16 protein-coding genes are annotated in these 17,867 nt (G+C 73.3%); 4 read left to right on the top strand and 12 right to left on the bottom strand.

Annotation, left to right across the window (positions count from 1 at the left end):
• The first annotated feature begins 167 nt into the window (after positions 1 to 167).
• Positions 168 to 1,133 carry a hypothetical protein gene (locus NOCJ54_RS0100705; RefSeq protein ID WP_028653911.1) on the top strand — a complete coding sequence of 322 codons (966 nt, stop codon included), beginning with the start codon at positions 168 to 170 and terminating at the stop codon, positions 1,131 to 1,133.
• A gap of 120 nt (positions 1,134 to 1,253) precedes the next feature.
• On the opposite strand, the gene NOCJ54_RS0100700 is transcribed toward NOCJ54_RS0100705, so the two are convergent.
• The 10 genes from NOCJ54_RS0100700 to NOCJ54_RS0100660 all read right to left on the bottom strand — a co-directional run bounded on the left by NOCJ54_RS0100700 (position 1,254) and on the right by NOCJ54_RS0100660 (position 11,733).
• Entirely contained in the window at positions 1,254 to 2,450 is a 1,197-nt protein-coding gene (locus NOCJ54_RS0100700) for an amidohydrolase (RefSeq protein ID WP_028653910.1), read from the bottom strand.
• 71 nt (positions 2,451 to 2,521) lie between these two features.
• Positions 2,522 to 3,583 (bottom strand): ScyD/ScyE family protein, encoded by a 1,062-nt coding sequence (locus NOCJ54_RS27895; RefSeq protein ID WP_051485322.1) that lies wholly within the window; start codon positions 3,581 to 3,583, stop codon positions 2,522 to 2,524.
• A 171-nt stretch (positions 3,584 to 3,754) separates the two neighbouring features.
• Positions 3,755 to 4,747 carry a methylmalonyl Co-A mutase-associated GTPase MeaB gene (gene meaB / locus NOCJ54_RS0100690; protein WP_028653909.1) on the bottom strand — a complete coding sequence of 331 codons (993 nt, stop codon included), beginning with the start codon at positions 4,745 to 4,747 and terminating at the stop codon, positions 3,755 to 3,757.
• A gap of 10 nt (positions 4,748 to 4,757) precedes the next feature.
• Entirely contained in the window at positions 4,758 to 6,884 is a 2,127-nt protein-coding gene (gene scpA, locus NOCJ54_RS0100685; RefSeq protein ID WP_396954675.1) for a methylmalonyl-CoA mutase, read from the bottom strand.
• A gap of 23 nt (positions 6,885 to 6,907) precedes the next feature.
• Complete coding sequence (locus NOCJ54_RS0100680) at positions 6,908 to 8,638, bottom strand: methylmalonyl-CoA mutase family protein (protein WP_232221639.1); 1,731 nt, start codon at positions 8,636 to 8,638, stop codon at positions 6,908 to 6,910.
• Between the two features lie 58 nt (positions 8,639 to 8,696).
• Positions 8,697 to 9,086 carry a VOC family protein gene (locus tag NOCJ54_RS0100675; RefSeq protein WP_028653906.1) on the bottom strand — a complete coding sequence of 130 codons (390 nt, stop codon included), beginning with the start codon at positions 9,084 to 9,086 and terminating at the stop codon, positions 8,697 to 8,699.
• A gap of 64 nt (positions 9,087 to 9,150) precedes the next feature.
• Positions 9,151 to 9,723 (bottom strand): response regulator transcription factor, encoded by a 573-nt coding sequence (locus NOCJ54_RS23175; RefSeq protein ID WP_232221638.1) that lies wholly within the window; start codon positions 9,721 to 9,723, stop codon positions 9,151 to 9,153.
• 63 nt (positions 9,724 to 9,786) lie between these two features.
• Positions 9,787 to 9,984 carry a hypothetical protein gene (locus NOCJ54_RS30640; protein WP_084254837.1) on the bottom strand — a complete coding sequence of 66 codons (198 nt, stop codon included), beginning with the start codon at positions 9,982 to 9,984 and terminating at the stop codon, positions 9,787 to 9,789.
• A complete protein-coding gene (locus tag NOCJ54_RS30635) occupies positions 9,975 to 10,373 on the bottom strand; it encodes a histidine kinase (protein ID WP_442937257.1) in 399 nt (132 codons plus the stop codon). The genes NOCJ54_RS30640 and NOCJ54_RS30635 overlap by 10 nt, the downstream gene beginning before the upstream one ends.
• A 985-nt stretch (positions 10,374 to 11,358) precedes the next feature.
• Positions 11,359 to 11,733 carry a hypothetical protein gene (locus tag NOCJ54_RS0100660; RefSeq protein ID WP_028653904.1) on the bottom strand — a complete coding sequence of 125 codons (375 nt, stop codon included), beginning with the start codon at positions 11,731 to 11,733 and terminating at the stop codon, positions 11,359 to 11,361.
• Between the two features lie 106 nt (positions 11,734 to 11,839).
• Between NOCJ54_RS0100660 and NOCJ54_RS0100655 the strand changes: the two genes are divergently transcribed.
• The 3 genes from NOCJ54_RS0100655 to NOCJ54_RS0100645 all read left to right on the top strand — a co-directional run bounded on the left by NOCJ54_RS0100655 (position 11,840) and on the right by NOCJ54_RS0100645 (position 14,577).
• Positions 11,840 to 12,493 (top strand): hypothetical protein, encoded by a 654-nt coding sequence (locus NOCJ54_RS0100655; RefSeq protein WP_028653903.1) that lies wholly within the window; start codon positions 11,840 to 11,842, stop codon positions 12,491 to 12,493.
• Between the two features lie 75 nt (positions 12,494 to 12,568).
• Entirely contained in the window at positions 12,569 to 13,621 is a 1,053-nt protein-coding gene (locus tag NOCJ54_RS23165; RefSeq protein WP_051485320.1) for a glycosyltransferase, read from the top strand.
• A 35-nt stretch (positions 13,622 to 13,656) separates the two neighbouring features.
• Positions 13,657 to 14,577, top strand: coding sequence for a LysR family transcriptional regulator (locus NOCJ54_RS0100645; RefSeq protein ID WP_028653902.1), 921 nt, complete (start codon positions 13,657 to 13,659; stop codon positions 14,575 to 14,577).
• 4 nt (positions 14,578 to 14,581) lie between these two features.
• Here the strand turns inward: NOCJ54_RS0100645 and fdhD are convergent, their stop codons facing one another.
• Both fdhD and NOCJ54_RS0100635 read right to left on the bottom strand, forming a co-directional pair.
• Positions 14,582 to 15,427 (bottom strand): formate dehydrogenase accessory sulfurtransferase FdhD, encoded by an 846-nt coding sequence (fdhD, locus tag NOCJ54_RS0100640; RefSeq protein WP_028653901.1) that lies wholly within the window; start codon positions 15,425 to 15,427, stop codon positions 14,582 to 14,584.
• A 25-nt stretch (positions 15,428 to 15,452) separates the two neighbouring features.
• On the bottom strand, positions 15,453 to 17,756 hold the full coding sequence (locus tag NOCJ54_RS0100635; protein WP_232221637.1) for an FdhF/YdeP family oxidoreductase: 2,304 nt from the start codon (positions 17,754 to 17,756) through the stop codon (positions 15,453 to 15,455).
• Between the last annotated feature and the right edge of the window lie 111 nt (positions 17,757 to 17,867).

Below are 17,867 nucleotides of genomic sequence, written 5' to 3'. Positions count from 1 at the left end.
TCCGGCCCGGGAATCACCGCCTAGGCGGCGATTCCTGGACTTGTTGGCCGCTGCAGAAGCCTCTAAGTCCAGGAAGCGGCCACCAAGTAGCCTCCTCGGCAGGCGGCTGTCCACAGGCCCGGAGCTCGTCTCAGCGGTGGAGCGTCCTCGGCATGCATCCTGTGCCGATGGACCTGCCTCCCGACGACCCGCGCCTCACCCCGCTGGCCCTGCGCGGCGAGCTCCTCACGCTTGGCCACACCGACGAATCCCTCGCGCGAAGCGTCCGCCGAGGGATCCTCGCCCGTCCCCGTCGCGGCGCCTATTGCGACGGACCGACCTGGGAGACCCTGTCGCAGGAGCAGCAGTACGCCGTACGCTGCCGCGCCGTCTTCGCGCAGGCCCACACGGAGGTCGTCCTGAGCCACGTCTCCGCGCTCCCCTTCCTCGATGCACCGCTGTGGGGCCTCGACCTGTCCGAGGTGCACGTCACGCGCGAGGACGGCTTCGGCGGCCGACGGGAGCGGGGGGTCCGCCGCCACCGTGGTCGCCTGCTGCCCGGTGACGTGCACGAGACGCACGGTCTGCTGGTCATGTCACCGGTCCGGGCCGCACTCGAGGCGACGATGCTCGGCTCCGCCGAGGCCGGGCTCGTCGTCGTGAACCACCTCCTCCATCGCGGCGACGTGGTCCTCGAGGAGCTCTGGGGACGCTACGAGCTCACGATGGATCGTTGGCCCCACACGCTGGCGACCGATGTCGTGCTGCGGCTGGCGAACCCGTGTGTCGAGTCGGTCGGCGAGAGTCGCACCGAGTACTTCATGTTCCAGCACGGCTTCCCGCGGGCCACCGCGCAGTACGGGGTGGTCGACCGGGGCGTGGAGGTGGCCCGCCTCGACTTCGCCTTGCCCGACCTCGGGGTGTGGATCGAGTTCGACGGTCGGGCGAAGTACGAGAAGTACCTGCGCCCGGGCGAGTCCCCGGCCGATGTCGTCGTACGGGAGAAGCAACGCGAGCAGCTGGTGGCCGAGCTGACCGGGTGGCGGTGCTTCCGGATCACGTGGTCCGACCTTGCGGACCCCGAACGCCTCGCGCGTCGTCTCCGTGAGTTCATCGCATCCGTCCAGCGCGAACGCCGTCGACGGGCCTCCTGAGCCGGCCCCAGCGGTGGTACTTGTTGGCCGCTTCTGGTACTTGTTGGCGGCTGCAGCGGTCAACAAGTTCGGGAATCACCGCCTAGGCGGTGATTCCCAGCGCGCCGAAGAGGTGATTCCTCACCCGGCCGCGAGCGCGACGACAGCGACCCCGGCCAGCATCTTCGCGCCGTAGCCGATGGCGAGCTCGTCGACCTCGAAGTCGCCCTGGTGGAGGTCGAAGCGGGCGCCGCCGGGGGTGCGGGTGCCGAGGCGGAACATGGCGCCGGGGACGTCCTCGAGGTACCACCCGAAGTCCTCGCCGCCGAGGCTCTGCTCGACCTCGGTGCGGTGGTGGGGGCCGAGGAGCTCGTCGGCGGCGGTGGCGACCATCGCGGTGCAGACGCCGTCGTTGACGACGGGCGGGACGCCCTGCAGGTAGTCGACGGTGGCGGTGATGCCGTAGGGGCGGACGATGTCGAGGACGGCCTCGCGCACGACCGGCTCGCAGGACGCCCAGGCCCCGGCCTCGAGGATGCGGACGGTGCCGCTGGCGATGCCGCGGTCGGGGATGACGTTGGGGGCGGAGCCGGCTCGCAGGACGCCCCACACGACGCTGACCCCGGCGCGCGGGTCCATCCGGCGGCTCAGGACCGCGGGCAGCTCGCTGGTGATCTTCGCGAGCGCGAAGGTGAGGTCGCCGGTGAGGTGCGGCCGGGAGGTGTGGCCGCCGTTGCCCTCGAGGCGTACGTCGATGCGGTCGGCCGCGCTGGTGATGGCACCGGGGCGCACGCCGACCGCGCCCACGTCGACCGAGGGGTCGCAGTGCAGGGCGAAGATGCGCTGCACGCCCTCGAGGGCGCCGTGGCTGATCAGGTGCTTCGCACCGCCGGGCATGACCTCCTCGGCGGGCTGGAAGAGCAGGCGGACGCGGCCGGCGAGCAGGCCCTGCTGGTGGAGCTCGGCGATGGCGTGCGCGGCGCCGACGAGGGCGGCGACGTGGACGTCGTGGCCGCAGGCGTGGGCGGCGCCGGGGACTGTGCTGCGCCACGGGTCGGTGGTCAGGTCGTCGACCGGCAGGGCGTCGAGGTCGGCGCGCAGCGCGACGATCGGGCCGCGGTCGCCGATGTCGGCGACGAGGCCGGAGCGTGGGGTCCGGGTGAGCCGCCAGCCGGTGCCCTCGAGGCGCTCGACGAGGCGCTCGACGGTGCGCTGCTCCTGCCACGCCAGCTCCGGGTGCCGGTGGAGGTCGCGGCGCAGCTCCACCAGGTCGTCGTCGTACTTGTCGACGACCGAGGCGACGAGCGCCAGCAGGTCGGAGGTCTCACGGAGGGCCACGGTCCCAACCTACGCCGTCCGGCCAGCGCACCGGACGCCCCGTCAGGGGACGGGACGCCCGGTGCGTGTGCTCAGCGGGTGTAGCGGACGACCTTGCCGGCGGGCGCCTCGCCGGGCTCGAAGCCGCTCAGCACGTTCTCGGTGACCCACAGCCTGCCCCGGGCCACCTCGACGGCGGCCGGGAGCACCATGCGGCGGAAGGTCGAGCGGTGGCCGGTCGGGCTCAACCGGGTGACCTTGCCGGCGAACAGCTCGCTGACGTAGACCGATCCGTCGGGACCGACGCCGACGCCGGTGGCGGCGACGAGGTCGGTGAGGATCTTCTTGCGGGTCTTCTTCACCAGGTCGTAGCGGTAGACCGAGCCGGGCGCGGTGCCGTCCTCGGGACCACCGGGCAGGCCGCTGATGTAGAGCTTCCGGTCGTGGACCTCGACGTCGGTCGGCACGCCCTCGAAGCGGTACGTCGCCCCGATCGCGCAGTCGGGCAGGCCGGCCTCCTCGGCGACCTCGGGGGTGATCTTGACCGGCACGGCGGGCAGCAGGACGGTCGTGCTCACCTTGCCGTCGCGGATCCGGAACACCGCGTTGGCGGCAGCGTCGGCGACGTAGACGACGCCCTTGTGGACGGCCGTGGCGTACGGGTGGGACTCGACGATGCCGGTGTAGGACAGCGGCAAGGAGCCCTCCCCGGTGGGCCAGGAGTCCGCGCACTCCGGGGAGAGGCCGACCGCGCCGTAGCGGACGTCCTTGTCGGGGTTGCGGGCGGCCTCGTAGGCGCCCAGGTCGGCGAGGAGCTTGGCGCGGTTGGAGCCGACCTTCTTCATCACCTTGGCGTTGCGGATGAAGTAGACGGTCATGCCCTCGACGGACACGCCGCCGACCTCGGCCTCCGGGGCGGAGTAGAGCACCTTGCGGGGCTTGCCGGGCTTCTTCATCCACAGATTCCCGGCGAAGTTCTCGGTGTAGTACAGCGTGCCGTCGCCGCCGACGGCCACGCTGAGCGGGCTGAACAGGTTCTTGGCCACCGGCGTGGCGACCGGTGCGGCCGCGGTGCTGGGGACCAGGGTCGTGCCGGCCACGGCGGCGGCGAGGCCGGTGGCGACGAGGGCACGACGCAGGCGGTTGAAGGACATTCAGGCAACCTCCGGGTCTCGGATGGCTGCCGGACCCGAGCCGGCAGGTGTCGCGGGAGTGACGACCGGACGATCGTGCGGTCGCCCACCAGACCTGTCAGAGGAACGGTCGCAATTTTGCGAAACGCCCGCCAAATGTCCGGACCAGTGGCGGTCGGCCGGACTGGCCGGTCAGGACTGGCCGGAGCCGTCCCTGCTGTCGTAGGCCGCGAGGATCCGGTCGGCGGCGAGCGGGGCGCTGAGGTCGCCGGAGAGCACGGCCTCGCGGACCTCCTCCTGCACGGCGCGGACGCCGGGGTCGTGCCGCAGGCGCTGGTCGAGCTCGTCGCGCACGAGGGCCCAGGTGAAGTCGAGCTGCTGGCGGGCTCGCTTGCGGGTGAGCCCGGCGTCGCCGAGGTGCTCACGGTGCGCGAGGACCTGGGTCCAGACCTCGTCGACGCGGGTGCCGGTGAGTCCGGAGCAGGTGACGACGGGGGTCGCCCACTCGTGGTGGCCGCGCACCATCCGCAGCGCGCCGGCGAGCTCGCGGGCGGCCGCTCGGGCCTCGCCCTCGCGGTCCCCGTCGGCCTTGTTGACCGCGATGACGTCGGCGAGCTCGAGGATGCCCTTCTTGATGCCCTGCAGCTGGTCGCCGGTGCGGGCGAGGGTGAGGAACAGGAAGGTGTCGACCATCCCCGCGACGGTCACCTCGGACTGGCCGACGCCGACGGTCTCGACCAGCACGACGTCGTACCCGGCGGCCTCGAGGACCGTCATCGCCTGGCTGGTCGCGCGGGCCACTCCCCCGAGCGTCCCCGCCGACGGCGAGGGCCGGATGAAGGCGTTCGGGTCGGCCGACAGCTCCGCCATCCGCGTCTTGTCGCCGAGCACCGAGCCGCCGGTGCGCACCGACGACGGGTCCACGGCGAGCACGCCGACCTTGTGCCCGCCGGCGGTGAGCTGGCCGCCGAGCGACTCGATGAAGGTCGACTTGCCCACGCCGGGGACGCCCGAGATCCCGACCCGCACCGCCGTCGGGCCGTCGGCGCCGGGAGCGAGCTCGGTGAGCAGCTCCCGGGCCGCCGCCCGGTGGCGGGGCGCGGTCGACTCCACGAGGGTGATGGCGCGCGCGACCTGCGCGCGCCGGCCCTCGCGGATCCCGTCGATCAGGGCCGCGACGTCCATCCCGTGGCCGTCAGTGGCCGAGGGTGTCGCGGAGCTTGGCGAGGAGGTCGAGCGCCGACTCGGCGATGACCGTGCCCGGCAGGAAGACGGACGCGGCGCCCATCTCCTTCAGGGTCGGTACGTCGTCGGGCGGGATCACGCCTCCGATGACGACCATGATGTCGTCACGACCCTGCTCGGCCAGCGCCGCCTTGAGCGCCGGGAGCAGGGTGAGGTGGCCGGCGGCGAGCGACGACACACCGACGATGTGCACGTCGGCGTCGATCGCCTGCTGCGCGACCTCCTCGGGGGTGGAGAACAGCGGGCCCACGTCGACGTCGAAGCCCATGTCCGCGAACGCGGACACGACGACCTTCTGGCCGCGGTCGTGGCCGTCCTGGCCCATCTTGGCGACCAGGATGCGGGGCCGGCGGCCCTCCGCCTCGGCGAACTCGTCGGTCGCCTGGCGCACCTGGCCGAGCAGGGTGTCTCCGGCCTCCGTGGCCTCGTCGCGGTACACGCCGCTGATCGTACGGATGACCGCCTGGTGGCGACCGTAGACCTTCTCCAGGGCGGCGGAGATCTCGCCGACGGTCGCCTTGTGGCGCGCAGCCGCGACGGCGAGGTCGAGCAGGTTGCCGTCGCCGGTGTCGGCGGAGCGGGTCAGCGCCTCGAGCGCGGCGTCCACGTCGGACTGGTTGCGCTCGGCGCGCAGCCGCTCGAGCTTGGCGACCTGCTGGCGGTAGACCTCGTCGTTGTCGACCTTGAGGACCTCCAGCGGGTCCTCGGCCTCGAGCCGGTAGGTGTTGACGCCGATGACCTTCTGGGCGCCGGAGTCGATCCGCGCCTGGGTGCGGGCGGCGGCCTCCTCGATGCGCATCTTCGGGATGCCCTGCTCGATGGCGGCGGCCATGCCTCCGGCGGCCTCGGCCTCCTGGATGTGCGCCCACGCGCGCTCGGCGAGGTCGTGGGTCAGCTTCTCCACGTAGTAGGAGCCGGCCCACGGGTCGATCGTGAACGTCGTGCCGCTCTCCTGCTGCAGCAGCAGCTGGGTGTTGCGGGCGATGCGGGCCGAGAAGTCGGTCGGCAGCGCGATCGCCTCGTCGAGGGCGTTGGTGTGCAGGGACTGGGTGTGGCCCTGGGTCGCGGCCATCGCCTCGATCGCGGTGCGGCCCACGTTGTTGAAGACGTCCTGCGCGGTCAGCGACCAGCCGGAGGTCTGCGAGTGGGTGCGCAGCGACAGCGACTTCGGGTTCTGCGGGTCGAACTGGCGCACCAGCCGGCTCCACAGCGCCCGGGCCGCGCGCATCTTCGCGACCTCCATGTAGAAGTTCATGCCGATCGCCCAGAAGAACGACAGGCGCGGCGCGAACTGGTCGATGGTCAGGCCCGACTCGAGGCCGGCGCGGATGTACTCGACGCCGTCGGCGAGCGTGTAGGCCAGCTCGAGGTCGGCGGTCGCCCCAGCCTCCTGCATGTGGTAGCCGGAGATCGAGATCGAGTTGAACCGCGGCATCCGCTGGCTGGTGAACGCGAAGATGTCGGAGATGATCCGCATCGACGGCGCCGGCGGGTAGATGTAGGTGTTGCGGACCATGAACTCCTTGAGGATGTCGTTCTGGATGGTCCCCGAGAGCTGCTCCGGCTTCACCCCCTGCTCCTCGGCCGCGGCGATGTAGAGCGCGAGGACGGGCAGCACCGCGCCGTTCATCGTCATCGACACCGACATCTGGTCGAGCGGGATGCCGTCGAACAGGGTGCGGGTGTCGTAGATCGAGTCGATCGCCACGCCGGCCATGCCGACGTCACCGCGCACGCGCGGGTGGTCGGAGTCGTAGCCGCGGTGGGTCGCGAGGTCGAACGCGACCGAGAGGCCCTTCTGGCCGGCCGCGAGGTTGCGGCGGTAGAAGGCGTTGGACTCCTCGGCGGTGGAGAAGCCGGCGTACTGCCGGATGGTCCAGGGCTGGGTGGTGTACATCGTCGGGTAGGGCCCGCGCAGGAACGGACTCAGGCCCGGGTAGGTGTCCAGCGCGTCCAGGCCGGCGACGTCCGCCGGGCCGTACGACGGCTTGACCTCGATGCCCTCGGGGCTCTTCCAGCCCTCGCCGCCCGGGAGGTCGGGCGCGCCGGTGGCGGCCCGGTCGGAGGCGAGCGACAGGCCCGCGAAGCTCTTGGGGATGCTCACGCCAACTTCTCCCTCGTCGCAGTCAGGAACGCCAGGGCGTCGACCCCCATGGCAGCGGCGTCGTCGACCTCCGCGTCCACGGCGTCCGGCTTGCCGGCGATGATCACGTGCTGGGCACCGGCCTCACGCAGCGCGGCGATGGCCGCCGCGCCCCACTCGCCGTAGGCCGCGTCGGTGCCGGCGAGGCACACGACCGGCTGGCCCTGGTAGGCCGCCAGGAGGTCCTCGACACCGGAGGTGGCGCCCGCGGGCTCGACCGCGATGCCGCCGGCGGCGAGCAGGTTGCTGATGAACGTGGCCCGGGCGGTGTGCTGGGCGATGGTGCCGAGCGTGGCCAGGAAGACCGGCTTCGCGGCGGGCTCGTCGCGCAGCGCCTCGAAGGATGCGCCGTAGCGGCGGACCCGGTCGTTGAGCGGGTCGGGCGCGCGCTCGGGCAGCGCCTCGGTGAGGTTCGGGAACTCGCTGAGGCCGGTCACCGGGCGCTTGCGGCGCGCGATCTCCGCCTCGCGCTTCGCGACCACCTCGGCGATCCGGGCGCGGAACGGGTCGAAGTCGTGGCCGTTCTCCCACTCCTGCTCGAGCCGCTGGAACTCCGCCCAGCCGGCCTCGGCCAGGTCGGCGGTGAGCTGCTCGACGGCGTACGCACCACCGGCCGGGTCGGCGACGGCGGCGACGTGGGACTCGTCGATGAGCAGGTGGTTGACGTTGCGCGCGATCCGCCTGCCGAACGCGTCCGGCAGGCCGTTGGCGCTGTCGAACGGCAGGACGGTGACCGCGTCCGCGCCGCCGACGCCGGCCGCGAAGGCAGCGACCGTGCCGCGCAGCATGTTCACGTACGGGTCGTACTTGCTGAGCATCGGTCGGCTGGTGACGGCGTGCTGGCGCTGGCCGGTCGCGGTGGCGCCGCTCAGCTCGAGCACGCGAGCCCACAGGACGCGGGCGGCGCGCAGCTTGGCGATGGTCGGGAACTGCTCGTCGGTCGCGGCGTAGCGGAACTCGAGCTGCCCCGCGGCCTCGTCGACGGAGAGCCCGTGGTCGGTGAGCCAGCGCAGGTAGGCGACGCCGGCGGCGATGGACCAGCCGAGCTCCTGCGCGTCGCTGGCGCCGAGGTCGTGCGCCGCGGTGGCGTCGACGACGATCGCGCGGACGTCGTTCTGGTGCGCCTTGCGCGCCAGCACCTGCAGCTCGGCGACGGCCTCGTCCACGGCGATCGGGACCTCGCGCAGCATGACGCCGAGCGGGTCGATGCCCAGGTTGCTGTCGGGGTGCTTGGCGCCGGGGAGCGCGAGGAAGGCCTCGGCGACCGCGGTGGTCGCGCTCGGGGCGTCGAGGACGACGGGCGCGAGGTCGAGCAGCACTCCAGCGAGCACGCCCGCGACGTCGGTCTGCTCGTCGGCGGCCAGCCACAGGCTGGTGACGCCGCCGTCGAGGTCGACCAGGGCGGCCTCGTTGGCGAGCTTCGCGTCGGGCCCGCTGACGAGGCTGCGGATGTCCCACGCCCCCTGCCGGGTCGGCCGGACGGGGGTCGGCTCGCCGCCGGGCATGCCCAGCGGCGTGATGCCGATGCCGTCCAGCGTGGTGCGGGTCAGTTTGTCCCACACGGCGCTGTCAGGGTCGTTGTCGCCGAGCTTGCGCGTCTTGCGCAGCACGGCGGCGGTGGCGGCCTCCCACTCGGCGCGCGTGTGCGCGTCCTCGGGTTGCGCCAACGTCAGGGGCGAGTCAGTCACGAGGGTCAAGCCTAACCGCGACATGACCCCGGTTACTGCCGGTGTGAGATATGTCCGGCTACCGGGCAGTAGCCGACGACCCGCTCCAGTCCGGGAGCTGCTGCAGCGCCCAGCGGTTGCCGTCGGGGTCGGCGAAGCGGACGAACCGTCCCCACGCCAGGTCCTCGACGGGCGAGACGTCGATGCCACGAGCGGTCAGCTCGGCATGGGTCTCGTCGGCGTCGGCGACGACCATCTGCAGGTTGTCGAGCGAGCCCGGCGCCATCCCGGTCAAGCCCTTGCCGACCGCGATCGAGCAGCCCGACCCCGGTGGGGTGAGCTGCACGAACCTGATCTCCTCACTGACCGTCTGGTCGTGGTCGGCGTTGAAACCGGCCCGCACGTAGAACTCCTTGGCCCGGTCGACGTCGGTCACCGGAACCATCACCAGCTCGAGCTTCATGTCCATCCCGCCAACCTAGGTGCGACCACCGACACCGGGACGGGGCCGGTGCGCTCCCACCCGCTCGTGGCTACTGCTGCCGGAGGAAGCGCAGCACGGCGAGCACGCGGCGGTTGTCCCGCTCGCTCGGCGGCAGGTCGAGCTTGGTGAAGATGCTGCTGACGTGCGCCTCGACGGTCTTCGGGCTCAGGCAGAGCTCGTCGGCGATCGCGACGTTCGACAGGCCCTGCGCCATCAGCCCGAGCGCCGACCGCTCGCGGGCGGTCAGCGCCTCCAGCGGGTCGCGCTCGCGGCGTCGGGTGAGCAGCCGGGTGACCAGCTCGGCGTCGATGACGACCTCGCCCGCGGTGATGCGGCGCAGGTCACCGGCGAACACGGCGGGGTCGGAGACCCGGTCCTTGAGCAGGTAGCCGACCCGGCCGTCGAACTCGGTCATCAGCCGCAACGCGTGGTGCGCCTCGACGTACTGCGACAGCAGCATCACGGCGACCTGCGGGAGCGCCTCGCGGATCCGGACCGCGACGTCGATGCCCTCGGTGCCGAAGCCAGGGGGCATCCGCAGGTCGACGACGGCGTCGGGAGGGTCGGCCTCGACGAGCGCGGGCAGGCCGGGGGCGTCGCCGGCCTGGCCGACCACGTCCACCCCCCGCCTCCTGCAGCAGCCGGGCGAGGCCCTCGCGGAAGAGCACGCCGTCGTCGGCCAGGATCACGCGCACGGGATCACCGCCCGCACCCGGGTGCCGCCGTCCGTGGGGCTGGACACGACCAGCCGGGCGCCCAGCACCGCCAGGCGGTCGGCCAGGCCCTGCAGCCCGCTCCCCCGGCTCGCGTCGGCGCCACCGACCCCGTCGTCGGCCACCTCCACCTCGAGCCCGCCGCGCGTGCGGCGCGCGGTCAGGCACACGACGCCCGCGCCGGAGTGCCGTGCGGCGTTGGTGACCGCCTCGCTCGCCAGGAAGTACGCCGTCGCCTCGACCTCCGCCGGAAGCCGGTCGGGCAGGCGCAGGTCGAGGCGGACCGGGAGCGGCGCGGTGTCGGCCAGCGACGCGAGGGCGGCGGCGAGCCCGTCCTGAGCGAGCACCTGCGGGTGGAGCCCGCGGGCGAGCACCCGCAGCTCCGCGGTCGCCTCCAGCAGCCGGTCCCGCGCCGCGCCCGGGCGAGGTCGTCGTCGGCCGACGACGTTCGCTGGGCGATGCCGCCGAGCTCGGCCCCCAGGGCGAGCAGGCGCTGCTGGGCGCCGTCGTGCAGGTCGCGCTCGATCCGGCGCCGCGCCGCGTCCTGCGCGGTGACCACGCGGCGGGCGGCGGCGCGCAGCTCCTCGTCCTTCTCCTGCCGGTCGATCACCAGCGCGACCTGGCCGGCGAGGTCGGCGAGCAGCCGCACCTCGGCGGCGGTCAGCGGGGCTCCGGCCGGCTTGTGCACCGACACCGCGCCGCGCACCTCCCCCGCCAGCCGGGCCTCGCGGCACAGCGTGCCCGGCGCCGGGCGCTCGGGCAGCTCGCCGTGGGTGCCAAGCCGCGACCGCCCGGAGCCGGTCCTCGGCACCGGCCCACACGACGACCTGCTCGGCACCCACGGCGTTCGCGACGGTGGCCGCGACGCCGGCGAGCAGGTCGTCCGGGGAGTCCTCGACCCGCTCGGACAGCGCAGCCAGCGCCTCGTAGGGGGTGGCACGCCGGCCGTGCACGAGCCGGGTCGCCAGCTGCTGGGCACGGCGTCGTACGGGCTCGAAGGCGACGGCGACGACGGCCGTCGCCACCACCGACAGCACGCCCTCGGGCACCGGCAGGAGCTGGCCGACCCCGACGACGAGCACGACGTAGCCGGCCGTCACCAGCACCGCCAGCGCACCGACGACGATCGTGCGGTCGATGACCGGGTCGATGTCGTAGAGCCGGTGCTTGACCACCGCGACCCCGGCGGCGAGAGGGATCAGCGAGGCGGCGAGCAGCCCGGGGACGACGGTGCCGGCCACGACCGTGCCAACGACCAGCACGACGGCCATGAGCGTCACCGCGGAGACCAGCCACCGCAGCTGGCGGGTCTCGTCGTCGCCGGCCCGCCGCGCGCGGACGACGACCGCCACCACCCACAGCAGCAGGAAGCTCTGGTAGCAGGTGAGCTGGACCGGCACGAGCACCGCGCGCGCCGCTTCCGGGTCGCCGAGCACGAACGGGAACTCGATGTCGCCGTGGCGCCAGTCGTCCTCGATCGGCCAGAGCGCCGAGGCCAGTGCGAGCAGCCCGCACAGGCCGAGCATCGCGCCGAGCGGCCAGCGCTAGGCCGGCGACAGGAGCCGGCCGCTCGGGAAGGTCAGCAGCGCGGTCCCGACGAGGGCCATCTCCAGCGGCACCTGCCAGATGGAGAGCCAGGCGAGCCAGTCCGAGGCGGGCAGCGCGGGTTCGTGCAGGCCGTACTGGCGGCCGAAGAACATCACCGCCGACTGCACGCCGGCGACGACGAAGAGCCCGTCGATGAGGTGGCGCGGCCGGGCCCGCAGCACGTAGAGGCCCACGGCCGCGAAGGAGACGGCGAGCAGCGCGTTGTGCAGGTTGCTCCACGCGAAGCCGAGCGAGAACCCGCCGCTGACCAGGCCCAGGACGACGACCGCGACCGCGGCGACGGCGGCCTCGCGCCCGGCTGTGGGCACCATGTCCTGATGCTGGCACGCCGGCGGCCCCGGCGCACGAGGGTTCTCCCTCGAACCGGCGAGGGCCGCCCCCGATGTGCCGGACGCCTGCCGGGGCGAGCGTGGAGGCATGACCTCCACCGACCACCGGGCGACGTCCCGGACCTCCCCGATCCTCGACCGCCTCGGCGCCGCCCTGCTCGTCGTGGGCGGCGTCGCCTGGGTCGCCAGCGGCCCGATGCACCCCCAGGGCAGCGACGAGGGCGACAAGACCGCCCAGCTGCACTCGATGCTCGTCGACGACCTCTGGTACCCCGCGCACGCCGTCGGCCTGCTCGGCTTCGCCTGCCTCGCCGCCGGCCTCGTCGCGCTCTACCGGCAGGCCGGCTGGCCGGCGCCGGTACGACGCACGCTCCGCGTGGCCACGATCGTCTCCGTCGTCGCGACCGCCGGCGCGCTGGTGCACCTGCTGGCGGGCACCCAGGCTGACGGCATCGCCGACGGCGAGATGACCCCGCTCGCCGGGCTGTTCATGGGCGTGGAGACGCTCGTGAACCCGGTGTGGGGCCTGGCGATGGCCGCGCTCGCCGTCGTCGGCGGCCTGACCGGTGCGCTCGGCAACCGCGTGCTCGCCGTCGCCGGCACCGTCGGCGGCGTCGCCTTCGCGGTGGCGTCGGCGACGATCGCGTTCGTCGACACCTTCGACCCGCTCTTCCCCGTCAGCAGCCTGCTCGGGGTGTGGGCCGTCGTGGTCGCGGCGCTCGGCCTGCTGCGCCGCCCCTGAGCGCCCCCTGGAGTTCACCGTTCCGCTACCTGCGGGTGGTGGAGCACGTCACACGCACGGCGGACCGTGGAGCCCATGAGGATCCTGCTCGCGACCGACAGCTTCTACCCCACGGTCGACAGCACGACGGTCACCATCAAGGCGACCGTGGACCGGCTCGTCGACCTCGGCCACACCGTGCGGATCGTCGCCCCGGGGCCGGGCCTGCGCAGCTACCGCGGCTGTGAGGTCGTCCGCGTCCGGCAGCCCGAGTCCACCGGCAGCCAGGTCCGCGCTGCCGTCGACGCCTTCGAGCCCGACGTCGTCCAGGCCCACACCCCGCGCCACGTCGGGCGCAAGGCGGTGCGTCACGCCGCCCGCACCGGCGTCCGCAGCATCGTGGTCGAGCAGTCCGCGGTCCTCGACCTCGCCGCCGACCACTGGCGTTCGCGCGTCGTCGAGCACGCCGACACGGTGCTGGTCACGTCGCCGTGGATGGTCGGCCGGGCAGCCGAGATGGGTGTCGTCGCCCACCTGTGGGAGCCCGGCGTGGACGTGCGCGCCTTCACCCCGCGGCTGCGCGACCCGTGGCTGCACTCGGTGTGGTCGCGGGCGAGCTCGCCCGGCGGCCCACGGGTGGTGGTCGGCTACGTCGGCGGCCTCCACAAGCCCGCCGGGGTACGACGACTGGCCGGCCTCGCCGCCCTGCCCGGGCTCCGCGTCGTGGTCGTCGGCGAGGGACCCGAGCGCGGCTGGCTGACCCGCCGGCTGCCGACCGCCCGCTTCACCGGCGGGCTGTCGACGGGTGACCTGACGGTCGCCCTGCCCTCGCTCGACGTGCTGGTGCACCCGGGCGAGCACGAGACCGACTGCCACACGCTGCGGCAGGCCGCCGCGTCCGGCGTACCCCTCGTCGCGCCGCGCTCCGGTGGCGCCCGCAGCGTCGTGGACCACCTCTCGACCGGGGTGCTCTACCCGCCGGGCAGCACCCGCGACCTGGTCGGTGCGGTGGCCGCGGTGGCGGCCGACCCGCACCGGCACCTGCTCGGCAGCGAGGCCCGTTCGTGGGCGCTGCGGCGCACGTGGGCCGACGCGGTGGACGAGCTGCTCACCCGCCACCTCGCGGTGCGTGCGGGGGCTCGCGCCTGACCGGACGGCGCCCGCCGCCGTGGTAGGCATGGCGCATGCTGCTGCGTCGCCTGGAGTACCTCGCCGCGCTGGCGCGCGAGGGCCACTTCGGCCGGGCTGCGGAGTCCTGCCACGTCACGCAGCCCGCCCTGTCGGCCGGCATTCGCAAGCTCGAGCGCGAGCTCGGCGTGCAGGTCGTCAAGCGGGGCCAGCGGTTCGAGGGGTTCACCCCCGAGGGCGAGGAGGTGCTGCACTGGGCGCAGCAGATGCTCGCCGAGCGGGCGGCGCTCAACCAGCAGCTCGCGGCGATGCGCGGCGAGCTGTCGGGGACGCTGAGGATCGGCGCGATCCCGACGGCGCTGAGCGTCGCGTCGCTGCTCACGACGCCGTTGCGCCAGCGGCACCCGCTGGTCCGCTTCCTGCTGGAGTCGACGTCCTCGCGGGAGATCGTGCGCCGGCTCAACGACTTCGACATCGACGTGGGCATGACCTACGTGGACGGGGAGCCGCTCGGCCCGGTCCGGGTGGTGCCGCTCTACCGCGAGCGCTACCTCCTGCTGACACCGGCCGACGGGGCGCTGGGCCGCCGGGACGGCGCCGACTGGTCCGACGCCGCTGCGGCGCCGCTGTGCCTGCTGACGCCGGACATGCAGAACCGCCGGATCATCGACGGCCACCTCGCCGACACCGGCACCGAGGCCCGCGTCGTCGTCGAGACCGACACCATCTCCGCGATCTACGACCACGTGGTGTCGATGGGCCTGTCCAGCGTCGTCCCGCACACCTGGCTGCCGAGCTTCGGCGTGCCGGAGGGGATCCGTGCGCTGCCGCTCCCCCGACCGCGGCGCAGCTACCAGGTCGGGCTCGTGCTCGCCGGCCACGGCCCCGAGTCGTTGCTGACCCGCGCGCTGGTCGAGGTCGCCCGCGAGGTCGACCTCAGCGAGGTCGCCGGGAGCACGGCCGGCGTCGCCGGCTGAGCGGTCAGCCGAGCAGTGCGGGCTCGTCGACGACGACCCGCCCGGCGCCGGCGTAGACGTTCATCGACGCACCGCGCAGGAACCCGACGAGGGTCATCCCCTGCTCCTCGGCCAGGTCGACCGCGAGCGACGAGGGCGCGGAGACCGCCGCCAGTGCGGGGATCCCTGCCATCACGGCCTTCTGCACGAGCTCGAAGGACGCGCGCCCGCTGACGGCGAGCACCGTCCCGCGCAGCGGCAGCAGGTCGTTGCGCAGCGCGTGGCCGACGACCTTGTCGACCGCGTTGTGGCGCCCGACGTCCTCGCGCACCACGAGCAGCTCGCCGTCGGCGGAGAACAGCCCCGCCGCGTGCAGCCCGCCGGTGCGGTCGAAGACCCGCTGCGCCTCGCGCAGCCGCACGGGCAGGGCGGCCAGCAGCTCCGGCGTGACGCGGAGCGGGTCGTCGGCGACGGACCAGGCCGACGCCGTACGCACGGCGTCGAGGCTCGCCTTGCCGCACAGGCCGCACGAGGAGGTGGTGTAGAAGCTGCGCTCCAGCGACGCGTCCGGCGGCGGCACGGACGGCGCGAGCGCGACGTCGACGACGTTGTAGGTGTTGGTGCCGTCCTCGGTCGCGCCGGCGCAGTAGCGCGCCGTCACCACGTCGGCGGCGGTGCGCACCACGCCCTCACCGACCAGGAAGCCCACGGCGAGGTCGAAGTCGTCGCCGGGCGTGCGCATGGTCACGGTGAGCGGCCGGCCGCCGACCCGGATCTCCATCGGCTCCTCGGCCGCGAGGGTGTCGGGACGCTGGTCGACGACCCCGTCGCGGATGCGCAGCACCCTGCGCCGTGCGGTCACGCGGCCCATCGGCGGCTCCTCTCCTCGTGCGCGGTCAGCCCGCGCTGCCGGCCGGCTCGAGCCGGACGATGACGCCCTTGTAGGTCGGCGTGCGGCTGACGTCGGCGATGCTGTCGAGCGGGACCAGCACGTTGGTCTCGGGGTAGTAGGACGCGGCGGACCCGCGCGCGGCCGGGTAGGACACGACCCGGAAGCCCTCGGCGCGCCGCTCGGAGCCGTCCGTCCACACGCTGACGATGTCGACGAGCTGGCGGTCCTCGAGGCCGAGCTCGGCCAGGTCGACCGGGTTCACCATCACCACCCGGCGGGCGTCGTGGACGCCGCGGTAGCGGTCGTTCATCGCGTAGGGGATGGTGTTCCACTGGTCGTGCGAGCGCAGGCTCTGCAGCACCAGGTGGCCCGGCGGGGCGGTGATCATGTCCAGGTCGTTGCAGGAGAAGACCGCCTTGCCGCTCGGCGTCGGGTAGCGGCGCTCGTTGACCGGGCTCGGCAGGCGGAAGCCGCCGGGCTCGGCGACCCGGGCGTTGAAGTCCTCGAAGCCCGGCACGACGCGGGAGATCCGGTCGCGGATCCGGCTGTAGTCGGCCTCGAAGTCCTCCCAGGGGATCGCGGCGCCCGGCGTACCCTCGCGCAGCGTGCGGCGGGCGAGCCTGCAGATGATCGCGACCTCGCTCAGCAGGTGCGGCGAGGCAGGGTCGAGACGGCCGCGGGACTGGTGGACCTCGCTCATCGAGTCCTCGACGGTGACGAACTGCTCGCCGCTGGCCTGGACGTCGCGGTCGCTGCGCCCGAGGGTCGGCAGGATGAGCGCGGTCTCGCCGCACACGGTGTGGGACCGGTTGAGCTTCGTCGAGACCTGGACGGTCAGCCGGCAGCGGCGCAGGGCGTCCTCGGTCACGGCGCTGTCGGACATGGCGCGCACGAAGTTGCCGGCGAAGCCGATGAAGACCTTCGCCCTGCCCTCGAGCATCGCCTTCACGCCGGCGACGGAGTCGTAGCCGTGCTCGCGCGGCGGCTCGAAGGAGAACTCCCTGCCGAGGGCGTCGAGGAACTCGTCGGTGGGTCGCTCCCAGATCCCCATCGTGCGGTCGCCCTGCACGTTGCTGTGACCGCGGACCGGGCACACACCCGCGCCGGGACAGCCGAGGTTGCCGCGCAGCAGCAGGAAGTTCACGATCTCGCGGATCGTCGGCACGCCGTGGCGGTGCTGGGTCAGGCCCATCGCCCAGCACACGATGACCCGCCGGCTGGCGAGGACCTCGCGGTGCACGGCCTCGATCTCGTCGCGGGCCAGGCCGGTCGCCTCGAGCACGTGCTCGTAGGTGACGGTGCGGGTGTGGGCGGCGAACTCGTCGAAGCCGGTGGTGTCGGACTGGATGAAGTCGTGGTCGAGCACGGTGCCCGGGGCGTCGTCCTCGGCCTCCAGCAGCAGCCGGTTGAGCGCCTGGAACAGGGCCAGGTCGCCGCCCGGGCGGATCTTGAGGAAGCGGTCGGCGATCGGGGTGCCGCGGCCCACGACGCCACGCGGCTTCTGCGGGTTCTTGAACCGGAAGAGCCCGGCCTCGGGCAGGGGGTTGACCGCGATCACCCTGCCGCCGTTGCGCTTGGTCTCCTCGAGCGCGGTCAGCATCCGCGGGTGGTTGGTGCCGGGGTTCTGGCCCACCACGAACACCAGGTCGGCCTGGTGGATGTCCTCCAGCGAGACGGTCCCCTTGCCGACGCCGAGCGTCTCCCCGAGCCCGGACCCGCTCGACTCGTGGCACATGTTCGAGCAGTCCGGCAGGTTGTTGGTGCCGTACGTGCGGGCGAGCAGCTGCAGCAGGAACGCCGCCTCGTTGCTGACCCGGCCGGAGGTGTAGAACATTGCCTCGTCCGGCGAGCCCAGGGAGGTGAGCTCGCCCGCCACCAGGTCGAGGGCGTCGTCCCAGCTGATCGGCTCGTAGTGCGTGCCGCCGGGGCGCTTGACCACCGGCTCGGTCAGCCGGCCCTGCTGGTTCAGCCACAGGTCGGACTTCTGGTCGAGCTCGGCGACCGCGTGCTCGGCGAAGAACTCGCGCGTGACGCGGCGGGTGGTCGCCTCGTCAGCGACGTGCTTGGCGCCGTTCTCGCAGTACTCGTTGCGGTGCCGGTGCTTCGGGTCGGGCCAGGCGCAGCCCGGGCAGTCGATGCCGTCGGTCTGGTTGAGGTTGAACAGCGTCAGCGCCGTACGGCGTGGGCCGGCCTGGGCGAGGGAGAACTCCATCGCGTGCGCCACGGCGGGAACGCCGGCGGCCCACTTCTTCGGCGCCGAGACCTGCAGGTCGTCCTTCGGGTCCTTGTCCGAGCCCATGCGTGCCATCCCACTTCCTGGTCCGTCGTGCAGTCCGCGTCCCGATCCAGCGCCGCCTTCAGCGTGGCCTGCGCCCCGAGGCAAGTCAAAGACGCCCTTTCCATCGCCCGATAAGCGGCG

The organism is Nocardioides sp. J54 (assembly GCF_000519005.1).
Lineage (GTDB): Bacteria > Actinomycetota > Actinomycetes > Propionibacteriales > Nocardioidaceae > Nocardioides.
The sequence above is the reverse complement of the archived record's forward strand: the minus strand, read 5'-3'. Positions and strand labels throughout refer to the sequence as shown.